The sequence below is a fragment of the Rhizobium terrae genome, from assembly GCF_003425685.1.
GTDB classification, from domain to species: domain Bacteria; phylum Pseudomonadota; class Alphaproteobacteria; order Rhizobiales; family Rhizobiaceae; genus Neorhizobium; species Neorhizobium terrae.
Map to the genome: position 1 here is coordinate 87,475 of NZ_QJKM01000013.1, position 13,518 is coordinate 100,992.

Here is a 13,518-nt window from a genome sequence, read left to right on the forward strand (position 1 = left end):
TGCATCGCTCCGTTTATACTGTCGTGAGGATCTTGAGATGGAGGTTTGGTAGAATGGCGAAGCTGATCTTCGGAATGAACCTGTCCTTGGACGGTTATGTCGATCACCAGGAATTTGCGCCAAGTCCCGTGCTCTTTCGTCACTGGATAGAGCATGTGCGCGACCTGACTGGCAGCGCGTACGGTCGCCGCATGTACGAGATCATGCGTTATTGGGACGAGGACCGTCCTGAGTGGAGCGCGGAGCATCACGAATTCGCCGCGGCGTGGCGGCGCCAACCTAAGTGGGTCGTGTCGCGCTCGCTGAAGTCAGTCGGCCCAAACGCCACACTTATCGAGGATAACGTCGAGGCGGTGATACGTGACCTGAAGGCTCGGCTTGACGGAGAGATTGCAGTTTCCGGACCTGATCTGGCACGAAGCCTGACCGACCTTGGTCTTATCGATGAATATCGTCTCTACTTCCATCCCGTCGTGCTTGGCCGCGGCAGGCCGTTCTTTGCCGGCCCACGGCCTCCGCTCCGCCTTGTTTCCACCGATCTCATTGGCGAGGACACGGTCAGGCTGATATACATTCCTGCTTAGTCGAACGGCGAACTTGAGCGGCGTGTCACCTGCTTGTGGCGCCGTCACCTGCCTGATTGCGCTGAACTATTCTCAGGGCTGCACAGATCAGCGTTTGGTGGAATGCCGTGATCGGCGGCAATATCGAACGAGAGACGCAACCGGCGGCAAATGGCGGAGAGGGTGGGATTCGAACCCACGATACGGTTGCCCGTATGCCGCATTTCGAGTGCGGTGCTTTCGACCACTCAGCCACCTCTCCGCTTGAGCATGATGACGCGATGGTCAGCGCGGCGTTCTCATAGCGGCGAAAAATCGGGCTGGCAAGGGGCGAATATCAAGTCTTTATATCCTTTTGCCTTGACAGTTTTTTGTCGGTCGCGTATCCGGGCACGCGATCAGGCGTGGAAAAGATTCCCGCCTCTTTGTTTGCAGGGACGCCGCGGGGCTTCCGTGCAGATTTCACCGGCAGACAGTTCAGAAGATCACCTCTTTCGAAATCCTGCTAGAACCGACTGACAAAAAGACGGCCGCTTTTTTAAAGGCAGAGCCGGACCGAACATGAAAGGACAAAAAATGTTCGCAGTCATCAAGACCGGCGGTAAGCAGTACCGCGTGGCAGCCAACGACGTGCTTACCATCGAAAAGCTGGAAGCCGAAGCTGGTGCAGTTGTCGAATTCAACGAAGTCCTGGTTGTCGGCGTTGGCGCCGATGCCAAGATCGGCGCCCCGTTCGTTTCGGGTGCGACGGTCAAGGCCGAAGTGGTCGAGCATAACCGTGGCGCGAAGGTCATCTCCTTCAAGAAGCGTCGCCGCCAGAATTCCAAGCGGATTCGCGGCCATCGCCAGCATCACACGGTTGTCCGCATCACGGACATTCTCGGTTAATCAGGGTTTCGAAGGGTAAAGGAGAACTCCAATGGCACACAAAAAAGCTGGCGGTTCGTCGCGTAACGGTCGCGACTCTCAGTCCAAGCGCCTTGGCGTGAAGAAGTTCGGCGGCGAAGCCGTCCTCGCGGGCAACATCATCGTGCGCCAGCGCGGCACGCAGTGGCATCCGGGCCAGAACGTCGGCCTCGGCAAGGATCACACCATTTTTGCGCTTACGGCCGGCAATGTGAATTACCGTACGAAGGCCAATGGCCGAGTGTACGTGTCCGTAATGCCGAAAGCCGAAGCAGCAGAATAAAGCCGGTAAGCGTACTTTAGCAGCCGGTGTCACATCGACCCGGCTGAACGCCCAAAGGTTCAGTCAGAAAAAAGGGAAGATGGGACACCACCATCTTCCCTTTTTCTTTACCCCCAACAGGAGGACTGAACATGCAAGGCGAACTACTGAGGGCGAGCCAATCCCGGCCGCCAGAGGAACGGTTGAGACCCGACCGGTCGAGAAGCGATTGCCCCGTCTTACTGTCGCGGAGCCTGGTGCTCCGCGCACCCCACGAAGAAGACATCGACGCACTTGCCCATCTCGCCAACAATGCGAATATCGCGACCATGGTGTCGCGTATGCCGCATCCCTACACGGCAAAAGACGCAGCCGATTTCGTGCGACGCACGAAGGCCGGCGAGATCGGCAAATGCGTCTATGCCATTACGCGAGGAGACAACGGCGCCTTTCTCGGTTGTTGCGCACTGGAACCCCAGGCAGACGGAAGAACGCTCGAACTTGGCTACTGGCTTGGCGAGCCCTATTGGAACCGAGGTTATGCCACGGAAGCCGCCCATGTCCTGATCGACATGGCTTTCCGCACCCGCAACAACATCGACCACATCGATGCGCGTTGCCGGGTGACCAATATCGCCTCCAGGCGGGTGATCCAGAAATGCGGTTTCCAATTTCAGGGAACCGGCATGATCGATTGCCTGGCGCTGGGCGGCATGGTCGCCGTCGAATGGTTCCGGCTCGACCGCAAGACCTGGATGTCGCTGAGAAGCTGGGGAGAAATGCGATGAACGCCGCGGTTCTCCAAAGCACGAGCCTGTCGCTCACGACGCCAGGCCCCAGCCCGATCATCACCACGAAGCGGCTGGTGCTCCGGCCGCACAAGATCGGCGATGCGGGTGCGATTGCCGAATCGCTCGGCGATTTCAAGGTCGCCCGCATGCTGGCCCGCGTGCCGCAGCCCTATGATCGCCAGGATGCGCTGGACTGGCTCGTCCCGCATGCATCCGGTATCCTGCCGGATTGGATGCTGGCGATCACCACCGGCGACGACGTGCATATCGGTGCCGTCGGCCTGGAGCAGAGACGCGGGCAGTGGCGCCTCGGCTACTGGCTCAACCGGCTCTATTGGGATCGCGGCTATATGACGGAAGCGGTGGCGGGGACACTGGAGCGGTTCTTCTGGCGTATGCCGGAAACGCCGATTCACTCCGGCGCCTTTGCGGACAACCTTGCCTCGCTCAACGTCCAGAAGAAGCTCGGCTTCCGGATTGTCGATGCGAACCAGCTCTTCAGCCTGTCACGCAACCGCACGGTTCCGCACATCGAGACCCTGCTGCTGCCCGAGGATTTTCGTCCGCTCGGCCGGCCGTGACGATCCCCTGAAAATACCCGGCGGACAAATCCGCCGGCCCCTTCACTCCAGCTCCACCCACAGTGGAAAATGATCGGAACCGAGCGCCTCGTTGTCCACCCAGGCGCTTTTCAACCGCGGCGCCAGTCCGGAACTTACGAAACAATGATCCAGATGCATCTTCATCTGCCTCTCTCCCGGCGGTTCCGCCCAGGTATAGGTTTCGGGCGTGCGCACCTTCAGCCATTCCAGCGCGTCGACGGGTTGGTTGGCGCGCAGGGCGCGCCCGTAAAGCCGGTCCCGCTGGCCGACCATGGCGACATATTCGCCCGACTCGGGCTCCATGTTGAAATCGCCCATGATGAGAAAGTCCGCCGGTTGCGGCGGGTCGGGAAAACCCTGTTCGGCGCCGCCGGTGAGCGCGCCGCCCTCGGCGACGAAATTCAGCGCCCGCGCCTTGAGATAAAGGATCTGCTCGAGCCGCTCATCGGGAGAAATGTGATCGAGATGGGTGGAATAGACCCTGAGCGCACCGCCGGGCGCATCGATGACGGCCTCCAGCGCGCCGCGCTGCAGGTTGAGCTGGTCGGTGGTGTAGCTGCGCGGCAGGAGCAGATGGCGCGTCGCGCGGATCGGCCAGCGCGACAGGATCATGTTGCCGAACTGGAAGCGGCGTTCGATCCGGCGGCCGTTCTGAACCATGATACCGAGGAGTACGTCGCAGGGCGCACCGTAGACATGGAAATGATCGGGGAAAAGGCCCGCAAAACGTTCGACCAGATCGGCATGACTATTTTTGGGATGATCGCGGGTAATTTCCTGAAGCGCGATGACATCTGCACCTTCGATGTCTTTTGCGATGCGTTCGGGATCGAATCGGCCGTCCATACCGAACCCGTACTGGACGTTATAGCTCACGAACTTCATGATATTCTTTGACCTTGGCCCCAAGCGGCTATATCGAAACCTACCGGATGCCATAGGAACGCAGGCGCCCGACTAACACAAGACCAGCGGCGGCAAGATGAAGTTTCTCGACGAGGCAAAAGTGTACATACGCTCCGGCGACGGCGGCGCGGGTGCGGTCTCGTTCCGGCGAGAGAAATTCATCGAATTCGGTGGTCCCGACGGTGGTGACGGCGGGCGTGGCGGCGATGTCTGGGTCGAGGCAGTCAACGGTCTCAATACGCTGATCGACTTCCGCTTCCAGCAGCATTTCAAAGCCCAGACCGGCACGCACGGCATGGGCAAGAACCGCACCGGCGCCAATGGTGGCGACGTGACGCTGAAGGTACCGGTCGGCACCCAGATCTTCGAGGAAGACAACGAGACGCTGATCATCGACCTGACCAAGGAGGGCCAGACGTTCCGTCTCGCAAAGGGCGGCAACGGCGGTTTCGGCAACGCCCATTTCAAGACTTCCACCAACCAGGCGCCGAACTGGGCCAATCCAGGCCTCGAAGGGGAAGAGAAGACCATCTGGCTGCGGCTGAAGCTTATCGCCGACGCCGGCCTGGTCGGCCTGCCGAATGCCGGCAAGTCGACCTTCCTCGCAAGCGTCACGCGCGCCCGGCCGAAGATCGCCAACTATCCGTTCACGACGCTGCACCCGAACCTCGGTGTCGCAACCATCGACGGCCGTGAATTCGTGCTGGCCGACATTCCGGGCCTGATCGAAGGCGCTCACGAAGGCGTCGGTATCGGCGACCGGTTCCTCGGCCATGTGGAGCGCACCCGCGTATTGCTGCATCTCGTCTCGGCTGTCGAGGAGAAGGTCGGCAAGGCCTATAAGACGGTGAAGACCGAGCTGGAAGCCTATGGCGGCGGACTGATCGACAAGCCGGTCATCGTGGCGCTATCCCAGATCGACATTCTGGACGACAAGGAATTGAAGAAAAAGGCCAAGGAGCTGGAAAAGGCCTGCGGCCAGACGCCGTTCCTGATCTCCGCCGTCACCGGCAAGGGCATGACGGAGGTGCTGCGCGCGCTTCGGGACGTAATCGTCGAGGCGAGCGGGGGTGAAGAGACCGCCCTGCCGGACCGATCGGTGCCGATCGGGAATTTCGACGAGGAAGACGACGAATGAGCGCCGTCCGTACCCCGCTTGCAAACCATCGCCGCATCGTCATCAAGATCGGCTCTGCCCTGCTGGTAGACCGCAAGACCGGTCTGAAGTCCCGCTGGCTGGAGGCCGTCTGCGCCGATATCGCAGCGCTGAAAGCAAAGGGTATCGATGTGCTGGTCGTCTCGTCCGGCGCGATCGCCATGGGCCGCACCGTACTCGACCTGCCTTCCGGTGCGCTGAAGCTTGAGGAAAGTCAGGCCGCCGCCGCCGTCGGCCAGATCGCGCTCGCCCGCGCCTGGTCGGAAAGCCTGTCCCGCCATCGCATCGTCGCCGGCCAAATCCTGCTGACACTGGGCGACACGGAAGAACGCCGCCGCTATCTGAACGCCCGCGCCACGATCAACCAGCTGCTCAAGATCGGCGCCGTGCCGATCATCAACGAGAACGACACGGTGGCGACCACCGAAATCCGCTATGGCGACAATGATCGCCTTGCCGCCCGCGTCGCGACTATGACCAGTGCCGATCTTCTCGTGCTGCTCTCCGATATCGACGGGCTCTACACCGCCCCGCCGCATCTTGATCCCGAAGCCAGGTTTATCGAGATCATCCCGGCGATCACCCCCGAGATCGAGGCCATGGCCGGCGGTGCGGCGTCCGAGCTTTCACGCGGCGGCATGCGCACCAAGATCGACGCCGGCAAGATCGCCACCGGTGCCGGCTGCGCCATGATCATCGCGTCCGGCAAGACGGATCATCCGTTGCGCGCCATCGAGGAAGGCACGCGCTCCTCCTGGTTCGCACCTTCCGGCACGCCCGTGACGGCGCGAAAGACCTGGATTGCCGGACAGCTTCAGCCGGCGGGCGAACTTTTCGTCGACGAGGGGGCGGAAAACGCGCTCGGCACCGGAAAGAGCCTGCTGCCGGCAGGCGTTCGCCGCATCGAAGGCAATTTCCATCGCGGCGATACGGTCGCGATCATCGGCGCCGACGGGCGTGAGATCGCCCGCGGATTGGCGGGCTACGACGCCGATGAGGCGCGCCAGATCACCGGCCGCAAGTCCGCGGAGATCGAAGCGATCCTCGGTTATGCCGGCCGCGCCGCCATGGTGCATCGCGACGATCTGGTCATCACCGGATCGGTGCGCAAGACGAAAAAAGAAGGCCGCAAGGAGGATGCAGCCCATGCTTGACAAGGTTGCGAAGACAGACGACGTGGCCGCCGTGATGGACAAGATCGGCCGCAACGCCAGGGCGGCAGCTCGCGAACTGGCGACTGCTTCCGCCGAGGCCAAGAACAAGGCACTGAACGCCATGGCGGATGCGATCATGGCAGCCAGGGACAAGATCCTGGCCGCCAATGCAGCCGACCTGAAGGACGTCGAAGGCAAGGACCTCCTGCCTTCCTTCGTCGACCGGCTGACGCTGACGGAAAAGGGCATAGCCGGCATGGCGCAGGCGCTGCGCGAGATTGCCGAATTCAAGGATCCGGTCGGCGAGGTCATGGCTGCCTGGGATCGCCCGAACGGCCTCAATATCGAACGCGTCCGTACGCCGCTCGGCGTCATCGGCGTGATCTACGAAAGCCGCCCCAACGTGACGGCCGATGCAGGCGCGCTATGCCTCAAGGCGGGCAACGCGGTCATCCTGCGCGGCGGTTCCGATTCGGCCCAATCATCGCAGGCTATTCATGATTGCCTCGTCGCCGGCCTCAAGGTCGCAGGACTTCCAGAGCACGCTATCCAGATCGTGCCGACGACCGACCGGGCCGCCGTCGGCGCCCTTTTGTCGGGCTTGAACGGCGCAATTGACGTCATCGTGCCGCGCGGCGGCAAAAGCCTTGTGGCGCGTGTCCAGAACGAGGCGCGGGTTCCGGTCTTCGCCCACCTCGAAGGCCTCTGCCATATCTATGTGGATGCCTCCGCCGATCTCGATATGGCCAAGAAGATCACCGTCAACGCCAAGATGCGCCGCACCGGCGTCTGCGGCGCCGCCGAGACCCTGCTGATCGACAGCGCCGCGATCGGCACGCATCTCATGCCGATCCTCGAAGCCCTGACGGAAGCAGGCTGCGAAATCCGTGCCTCTGCGGCCGTTCTCAAGGTCTTCCCCGGCTTCAGACCGGCGACGGAGGAGGACTGGCGTACCGAATATCTCGACGCGGTCATTTCGGTCGCCATCGTCGATGGCATTTCCGGTGCGATCCGCCACATCAACACTTATTCGTCGAATCACACCGAAGCGGTGATTGCCGAAGATCCGCAGGTCGTCGCCCGTTTCTTCAACGAACTCGATTCGGCGATCCTGCTCCACAATGCCTCGACCCAGTTTGCCGATGGCGGCGAGTTCGGCATGGGCGGCGAAATCGGCATCTCGACCGGCAAGATGCACGCACGAGGGCCGGTCGGCGTCGAACAGCTCACCTCGTTCAAATACCGGGTGCACGGCACCGGCCAGACCCGGCCCTGACTGCACGTGACGGAAGAGAAGATCGACCGCCGGTACCTGGTGATGCCGCATGCCGGAAATGGCATGGCGGTCGGCCTGTTAGGCGGCTCCTTCAATCCCCCGCATGAAGGTCATCTCCTGGTCGCCGAGATCGCGCTGCGCCGCCTCGGCCTTGACCAGCTCTGGTGGATGGTCACCCCCGGCAATCCATTGAAAAGCCGCTCCGAACTCGCGCCGCTTTCCGATCGGATCGCGATGAGTGAAAAACTGATCCACGATCCGCGCATCAAAATCACCGCTTTCGAGAAGACCTTGGGAGGCTCCTACACCGCCGATACGCTGGCTTTCGTGAAGGCGCGCAATCCCCATGTCCATTTCATCTGGGTGATGGGGGCCGACAGCCTGAAGACCTTCCATCTCTGGCAGAAGTGGAAAACGATCGCTTCGACATTCCCGATCGCCGTCATCGACCGGCCCGGCGCCACCTTGTCGTTTCTCTCCTCCAAGATGGCTCGTACCTTCGATTATGCGCGGATCGACGAGGACGATGCCGGGACGCTTTGGAAGCGCCCGTCACCCGCCTGGACCTTCATTCATGGACCGCGCTCGGCGCTCAGTTCCACTGCGATCCGAGCCGCAAGCAACCGGAATGGCACATAGCATGACAGGACGGTGAAGTTTTCTTCCCCGCGATCACCTTTTTCGGCTGTCTCTTGAAAGATTAACCATTCGATGCCACGTTTGAGGGAGCGGCCGACTCTCAGTTCGGATTCGCTGTAAGTGCCTGTTGCTGTTACGTGGAAGAAAGGACAAACCCTGACAACAGTACACGCCAAGGGAAAGACGGCTCCCGTCCTCCCGCAGAGCCTGGAACGTGGCGCCGATGCCGCCGCCCGTGCTCTCGAACTGGTCCTCGCAAGCCTCGAGGATTCCAAAGCAGAAGATATGGTCACCATCAACATCGCCGGAAAATCCGCACTGGGAGATTACATGGTCGTCGTCTCCGGCAGATCGAACCGGCATGTCACGGCCATCTCCGATCATCTGATTTCCGACCTGAAGGACGAAGGCCTGGGAACGGCCCGCGTCGAAGGCCTGGAAACCGGCGACTGGGTGCTGATCGACACCGGTGACATCATCGTCCATGTGTTCCGCCCTGAAATCCGTGCGTTCTACAACATCGAAAAGATGTGGGCCGCGCCGGATATCGAGGAAGGTGCATTGCTGCATTGACAAGGTTTAGGCATGTCCTGAACCGGTCGGAATGACGGGGCAATACCAGCGGCAGTTAAGCGCAGGCAGCTGCCGCACATGGATTTTGGCCGCCTGAATCAACGGAATGGGACATGCGTGTAAGCCTTTTTGCTGTGGGACGGCTCAAGGCCGGACCGGAAAAGGACCTAGCGTCCCGTTATCTCGACCGCTTCGCCAAGGCGGGTCCGGCGGTAGGGCTGGAATTGTCGAAACTGATCGAAGTCCAGGAAAGTCGCGCGGCGAATGCCGATACCCGCAAGCGGGAGGAAGCCGGCTTGCTCGCCAGGGCGCTTCCCGAAGGCGCGGTCCTGATCCTTCTCGACGAACGCGGCAAGACGCTCGACAGCGGGGCCTTTGCAGATCTCATCGGCCGCTACCGCGACAACGGCAAGCGCGACCTGATGTTGGCGATCGGCGGCGCCGATGGTCTCGATCCCGAACTGCGGGCGCAAGCCGACATCGTGCTCAACCTCGGCACGATGACCTGGCCGCACCAGCTGGTACGGATCCTGATCGCCGAACAGCTCTATCGCGCCGTGACGATCCTTTCCGGCCATCCCTATCACAGAGCGTAAACATTTCATTTAGATTCAAACACGATGTTGTTTGTGGCCTCGTCGGGCAAATCAGCTTAGGCTTCCTCGATCCGGCGACATATCGGGGCAGGAATGAACGAAAGACAGGCCAGATCATACCGTGGCGCGCTGCTTCTGGCAGTGACTACCGGTTTGACGCTGGCTTCGCCCCCGCCCTTTTCCGCCCTGGCGCAGGCTCAGGACGCCGTCGTGCCGGCGGCTCAGGCGGTGGATCCGACTGCCGATCTGCAGCGCCGCCGCAACGAGACGCGGGGCGAACTCGAAGTTCTTACCAAAAGCATGAAACTGTCGGCCGAAAGGATGGCCGCCATCGAAAAAAGCATTGCCGATACCCGCAAGAATACCGCCGACATCCGTCAGGCGCTGATCGACTCGGCGGCTCGCCGGAAGGGCCTGGAAGCCAGGACGCTGGAGAGCGAAAAGAAGATCGCCGCACTGAAGGTCCGGCAGGATGGCATCCACGCCTCGCTGCGCAGCCGCCGGGCCGTGCTGGCCGAGGTTCTGGCGGCCTTGCAGCGCATGGGTCGCAATCCGCCGCCGGCCCTTCTGGTCACGCCGGACGATGCGCTTGCTTCGGTCCGCAGCGCCATCCTGCTCGGCGCGGTGGTTCCGGGCATGCGTCACGAGGCGGACAAGCTGGTGGCCGACCTGCAATCGCTGACCTCGCTGCAGGCCGAGGCTTTGACGGAGAAGGCCAACGTCTCCAACACCATCGCCGCAAGCGTCGAGGAAGATCGGCGCATGGACCTGCTGCTCGCCGAAAACGAAAAATTGAACAGGCGCAATATCGCCGATCTCGATGCCGAACGCCGTCGCTCCGAGGAGCTTGCCGGGCGCGCCAACACGCTGGACGGCCTCATTCAGTCGCTGGAGGGCGAGATTGCCTCTGTACGCGAGGCGATCGACAGGGCCCGCGCCGAAGAAGAACGGCGCCGCATGATGTCGGAAGCCGAGCGCGAACGGGCAAAGCAGCTCGCCGAAAGCGGTGTGCCTGACAAAAACCGCATTGCGCCCGCATATGCGTTTTCAAGCCTTAGGCAGAAGCTGGAGCTTCCGGTTGCCGGAGAAGTATTGCGGTGGTTCGGCGACGCCGACGGAACGGGCCATACGGCAAGAGGCATGACGATCGCTTCGAATCCCGGTGCGGTGGTAACCGCACCCGCCGATGGCCTGGTTGTTTTTGCCGGCGCCTTCCGGAGTTATGGGCAGACGATCATCCTCAATGCCGGAGACGGATACCATCTGGTTCTGACCGGCATGGATGAAGTGAATGCGCGACAGGGCAAGTTCGTTTTTGCGGGCGAGCCGATTGCCGCGATGGGTGAGAAAAGAGTGGCAAGCGCAATGGCATTGGCGCTGGAAACAGATCGTCCAACGCTTTACATTGAATTCCGAAAGGACGGCACCCCGGTCGATTCCAGGCCGTGGTGGACCGCGAAAGAAACTGGAAGGGCACGAAATGATTCGTAGGGCTTCTCTTGTCATCGTCGGTGCACTCATGGGTGCGACCGCGATGAGCGTGATTTATTCGGCGGGCATGCCGGCGCAGGCCGCCGGCCCGTCGACCTATAAGGAATTGTCGATCTTCGGCGATGTGTTCGAGCGGGTCCGCGCGCAGTATGTCACGCCGCCGGACGAGGAAAAGCTGGTCGAAAACGCCATCAATGGCATGCTGAGTTCGCTTGACCCGCATTCGAGCTACATGAATGCCAAGGATGCCGAAGACATGCGCACCCAGACGCGCGGCGAATTCGGCGGCCTCGGCATTGAGGTCACGATGGAGAACGAACTCGTCAAGGTCATCACGCCGATCGACGATACGCCAGCCTCCCGGGCCGGCATTCTCTCGGGCGATTTCATCTCGGAAATCGACGGTACTCCTGTCCGCGGCCTGAAGCTCGAAGACGCTGTCGAAAAGATGCGTGGCGCCGTCAATACGCCGATCAAGCTGACGGTCATCCGCCAGGGTGCCGACAAGCCGCTCGATATCACCGTGGTGCGCGATATCATTGCCGTTCGGGCCGTGAAGTCCCGCGTCGAAGGTGGCGATGTCGGTTATCTCCGGGTCATTTCCTTCAGCGAAAAGACCTACGACGACCTCGAAAAGGCGATCAAGAAGATCAAGGCGGACGTGCCGGCCGACAAGCTGAAGGGTTATGTCCTTGACCTTCGTCTCAATCCCGGCGGTCTCCTCGACCAGGCGATCAACGTTTCCGACGCCTTCCTTGAGCGCGGCGAAGTGGTCTCCACCCGCGGCCGCAACGCCGACGAGACCCGTCGCTTCAACGCCGGCCCCGGCGACCTCACCGATGGCAAGCCGGTCGTCGTGCTCGTCAACGGCGGTTCGGCCTCCGCATCGGAAATCGTTGCCGGCGCGCTGCAGGACCTGCGCCGAGCCACCGTTCTCGGCACGCGGTCCTTCGGCAAGGGCTCGGTTCAGACGATCATTCCGCTCGGCGATGCCGGCGCGCTACGTCTGACCACCGCGCTCTATTACACGCCGTCGGGCAAGTCGATCCAGGGCACCGGCATCACGCCGGACATCAAAGTCGAGCAGCCGCTGCCGCCGGAACTGCAGGGCAAGGTCCGCGCCGAGGGCGAATCGAGCCTGCGCGGCCATATCCAGGGCGCCGCCGAAACCGAAGAAGGCTCGGGCTCCGTCGCTTACGTTCCGCCGGAAACCAAGGACGACATCCAGCTCAATTATGCGCTGGATCTGCTGCATGGCGCAAAGACCGATCCGGCTTTTCCGCCGAACCCGGAAAAGGCCGCGGCCAACATCAAGAAGTAAGCAGCTTCGACCGGCCAGCGTTTGACGTCGAAAAGGCGTCGCGCTGGCCGGTTCTTCTATGGGCAGAGATGATGCGGAACTGAACTTGGGCACCGATCTCCACGCACCGCTTGGACAGAACCGGCCGGCTGCCCGACAGAAGAGCAGGAGATTTTCTCCCGCGGTCATCCTCGCCTCCGTGGCCGTTCTTGTCGTTCTCGGCCTTTCGGTCTACGCCATGCGGGGTGACGAGGCACTGAAACAGGTCGCCTCCAATGCTCCGGCTTCTCCACCCGAAGCGGCGCAGGCCCTGCGACCGGAGCAAAATCCGGCGCAGCCATCCGCCGGCATGCCGCTCTCCAACCCGAATTCCGGCGCCAACGTCCAACGGACCATGACTGACGACGGTTCGGTCGTGACGAAATATACGCCCCGGGCGCGCGGCGAGAGCGGCCCCGTTCTGCTCGATACGCAACGGATCGGCCAGGATCCGCGCGTGGCCGCACAGCCCAACGAAGCCTTGCTTGAAGACTCCGCCAATGGCCGCCTGCCCATCGTCGGTCCCGATGGGCGGCGTCCGATGGATCAATATGCCAGGCCCTGGTCCGGCGCACGCGGCACACGCATTGCGATCGTCGTCGGCGGTCTGGGCCTCAGCCAGACGGGAACGCAATACGCGATCCGTGAATTGCCGCAGGCCGTAACGCTGGCCTTCGCCGCAAGTGGCAACAGCCTGCAGCGCTGGATGCAGGAGGCCCGCCGCAACGGCCATGAAATTCTGGTTCAGGTACCGTTCGAACCCTTCGATTACCCGGCGAACGACCCCGGCCCCGGCACGCTGCTGACCAAGGCCTCCGCCAAGGAAAATCTCGGCCGACTGCATGAGGCGATGGGCAAGATCACCAATTACACCGGCATCATGAACTATCTCGGCGGCCGTTATCTTTCCGACGCTAACGCGCTGGAGCCCGTCCTGCGCGATATTTCCAGGCGCGGCCTGCTCTTCCTGGACGACGGCACCTCCGCCCAGTCGAAGACCGGGCCGATCGCCAAGGCGATCGAATTACCCCACGCCTTTGCCGATCTGACGCTCGACGGGCAGCTGCAATCCGATGCAATCCTGAAGAAGCTCGATGAACTGGAACGCATAGCCAACCGCAAGGGCACGGCGATCGGCGTCGCTTCCGCTTTCGACGAAAGCATCCATGCGATAAGAAAGTGGAGCGAGGAAGCTGGCCAGCGCGGCATCGAGATTGTAGGAATATCCGCGCTGGCAGGCGAAAGCGCCAAACCCTGATCGGAA

Annotated in this window: 15 protein-coding genes and 1 tRNA gene; 14 read left to right on the plus strand and 2 right to left on the minus strand. The window is 61.7% G+C overall.

The genetic code is table 11. The features are described from left to right. The first annotated feature begins 53 nt into the window (after positions 1-53). Positions 54-584, plus strand: a complete 531-nt coding sequence (locus DMO26_RS23295; RefSeq protein WP_117194559.1) for a dihydrofolate reductase family protein — start codon at positions 54-56, stop codon at positions 582-584. 151 nt (positions 585-735) lie between these two features. Here DMO26_RS23295 and DMO26_RS23300 read toward each other — a convergent pair. Next, positions 736-825 (minus strand) — tRNA-Ser (locus DMO26_RS23300). A gap of 314 nt (positions 826-1,139) precedes the next feature. Between DMO26_RS23300 and rplU the strand changes: the two genes are divergently transcribed. The 4 genes from rplU to DMO26_RS23320 all read left to right on the plus strand — a co-directional run bounded on the left by rplU (position 1,140) and on the right by DMO26_RS23320 (position 3,103). Beyond that, a complete protein-coding gene (gene rplU / locus DMO26_RS23305) occupies positions 1,140-1,451 on the plus strand; it encodes a 50S ribosomal protein L21 (protein WP_117194560.1) in 312 nt (103 codons plus the stop codon). A 31-nt stretch (positions 1,452-1,482) separates the two neighbouring features. Beyond that, positions 1,483-1,752 carry a 50S ribosomal protein L27 gene (rpmA, locus tag DMO26_RS23310; protein WP_117194561.1) on the plus strand — a complete coding sequence of 90 codons (270 nt, stop codon included), beginning with the start codon at positions 1,483-1,485 and terminating at the stop codon, positions 1,750-1,752. A gap of 131 nt (positions 1,753-1,883) precedes the next feature. Continuing rightward, complete coding sequence (locus DMO26_RS23315; protein ID WP_117194562.1) at positions 1,884-2,519, plus strand: GNAT family N-acetyltransferase; 636 nt, start codon at positions 1,884-1,886, stop codon at positions 2,517-2,519. Beyond that, positions 2,516-3,103, plus strand: coding sequence for a GNAT family N-acetyltransferase (locus DMO26_RS23320; RefSeq protein ID WP_117194563.1), 588 nt, complete (start codon positions 2,516-2,518; stop codon positions 3,101-3,103). The genes DMO26_RS23315 and DMO26_RS23320 overlap by 4 nt, the downstream gene beginning before the upstream one ends. 42 nt (positions 3,104-3,145) lie before the next feature. Here DMO26_RS23320 and DMO26_RS23325 read toward each other — a convergent pair whose 3' ends face one another. Continuing rightward, positions 3,146-4,009 (minus strand): endonuclease/exonuclease/phosphatase family protein, encoded by an 864-nt coding sequence (locus DMO26_RS23325; protein WP_117194564.1) that lies wholly within the window; start codon positions 4,007-4,009, stop codon positions 3,146-3,148. Positions 4,010-4,106: 97 nt separating this feature from the next. Between DMO26_RS23325 and obgE the strand changes: the two genes are divergently transcribed. The 9 genes from obgE to DMO26_RS23370 all read left to right on the plus strand — a co-directional run bounded on the left by obgE (position 4,107) and on the right by DMO26_RS23370 (position 13,512). Beyond that, on the plus strand, positions 4,107-5,168 hold the full coding sequence (obgE, locus tag DMO26_RS23330) for a GTPase ObgE (protein WP_117194565.1): 1,062 nt from the start codon (positions 4,107-4,109) through the stop codon (positions 5,166-5,168). Continuing rightward, positions 5,165-6,340 (plus strand): glutamate 5-kinase, encoded by a 1,176-nt coding sequence (gene proB / locus DMO26_RS23335; protein WP_117194566.1) that lies wholly within the window; start codon positions 5,165-5,167, stop codon positions 6,338-6,340. Before obgE ends, proB begins: the two co-directional genes overlap by 4 nt. After that, positions 6,333-7,616, plus strand: coding sequence for a glutamate-5-semialdehyde dehydrogenase (locus DMO26_RS23340; protein ID WP_117194567.1), 1,284 nt, complete (start codon positions 6,333-6,335; stop codon positions 7,614-7,616). Before proB ends, DMO26_RS23340 begins: the two co-directional genes overlap by 8 nt. 42 nt (positions 7,617-7,658) lie before the next feature. Continuing rightward, positions 7,659-8,255, plus strand: a complete 597-nt coding sequence (locus DMO26_RS23345) for a nicotinate-nucleotide adenylyltransferase (RefSeq protein ID WP_404947078.1) — start codon at positions 7,659-7,661, stop codon at positions 8,253-8,255. Between the two features lie 120 nt (positions 8,256-8,375). Next, positions 8,376-8,828, plus strand: coding sequence for a ribosome silencing factor (rsfS, locus tag DMO26_RS23350; protein ID WP_117194569.1), 453 nt, complete (start codon positions 8,376-8,378; stop codon positions 8,826-8,828). 113 nt (positions 8,829-8,941) lie between these two features. Beyond that, on the plus strand, positions 8,942-9,424 hold the full coding sequence (gene rlmH / locus DMO26_RS23355; RefSeq protein WP_117194570.1) for a 23S rRNA (pseudouridine(1915)-N(3))-methyltransferase RlmH: 483 nt from the start codon (positions 8,942-8,944) through the stop codon (positions 9,422-9,424). A gap of 93 nt (positions 9,425-9,517) precedes the next feature. Then, positions 9,518-10,915 (plus strand): murein hydrolase activator EnvC family protein, encoded by a 1,398-nt coding sequence (locus tag DMO26_RS23360; RefSeq protein WP_117194571.1) that lies wholly within the window; start codon positions 9,518-9,520, stop codon positions 10,913-10,915. Continuing rightward, positions 10,905-12,236: a S41 family peptidase gene (locus tag DMO26_RS23365; protein WP_117194572.1), complete on the plus strand. Its 1,332-nt coding sequence runs from the start codon at positions 10,905-10,907 to the stop codon at positions 12,234-12,236. Before DMO26_RS23360 ends, DMO26_RS23365 begins: the two co-directional genes overlap by 11 nt. Positions 12,237-12,321: 85 nt before the next feature. Next, on the plus strand, positions 12,322-13,512 hold the full coding sequence (locus DMO26_RS23370; RefSeq protein WP_117194671.1) for a divergent polysaccharide deacetylase family protein: 1,191 nt from the start codon (positions 12,322-12,324) through the stop codon (positions 13,510-13,512). Positions 13,513-13,518: the final 6 nt, after the last annotated feature.

Bases quoted from the DNA above. Each gene is read 5' to 3' on its own strand.
- DMO26_RS23295 (WP_117194559.1), top strand. From the start codon at position 54: ATGGCGAAGCTGATCTTCGGAATGAACCTGTCCTTGGACGGTTATGTC.
- rplU (WP_117194560.1), top strand. From the start codon at position 1,140: ATGTTCGCAGTCATCAAGACCGGCGGTAAGCAGTACCGCGTGGCAGCC.
- rpmA (WP_117194561.1), top strand. From the start codon at position 1,483: ATGGCACACAAAAAAGCTGGCGGTTCGTCGCGTAACGGTCGCGACTCT.
- DMO26_RS23315 (WP_117194562.1), top strand. From the start codon at position 1,884: ATGCAAGGCGAACTACTGAGGGCGAGCCAATCCCGGCCGCCAGAGGAA.
- DMO26_RS23320 (WP_117194563.1), top strand. From the start codon at position 2,516: ATGAACGCCGCGGTTCTCCAAAGCACGAGCCTGTCGCTCACGACGCCA.
- DMO26_RS23325 (WP_117194564.1), bottom strand. From the start codon at position 4,009: ATGAAGTTCGTGAGCTATAACGTCCAGTACGGGTTCGGTATGGACGGC.
- obgE (WP_117194565.1), top strand. From the start codon at position 4,107: ATGAAGTTTCTCGACGAGGCAAAAGTGTACATACGCTCCGGCGACGGC.
- proB (WP_117194566.1), top strand. From the start codon at position 5,165: ATGAGCGCCGTCCGTACCCCGCTTGCAAACCATCGCCGCATCGTCATC.
- DMO26_RS23340 (WP_117194567.1), top strand. From the start codon at position 6,333: ATGCTTGACAAGGTTGCGAAGACAGACGACGTGGCCGCCGTGATGGAC.
- DMO26_RS23345 (WP_404947078.1), top strand. From the start codon at position 7,659: ATGCCGCATGCCGGAAATGGCATGGCGGTCGGCCTGTTAGGCGGCTCC.
- rlmH (WP_117194570.1), top strand. From the start codon at position 8,942: ATGCGTGTAAGCCTTTTTGCTGTGGGACGGCTCAAGGCCGGACCGGAA.
- DMO26_RS23360 (WP_117194571.1), top strand. From the start codon at position 9,518: ATGAACGAAAGACAGGCCAGATCATACCGTGGCGCGCTGCTTCTGGCA.
- DMO26_RS23365 (WP_117194572.1), top strand. From the start codon at position 10,905: ATGATTCGTAGGGCTTCTCTTGTCATCGTCGGTGCACTCATGGGTGCG.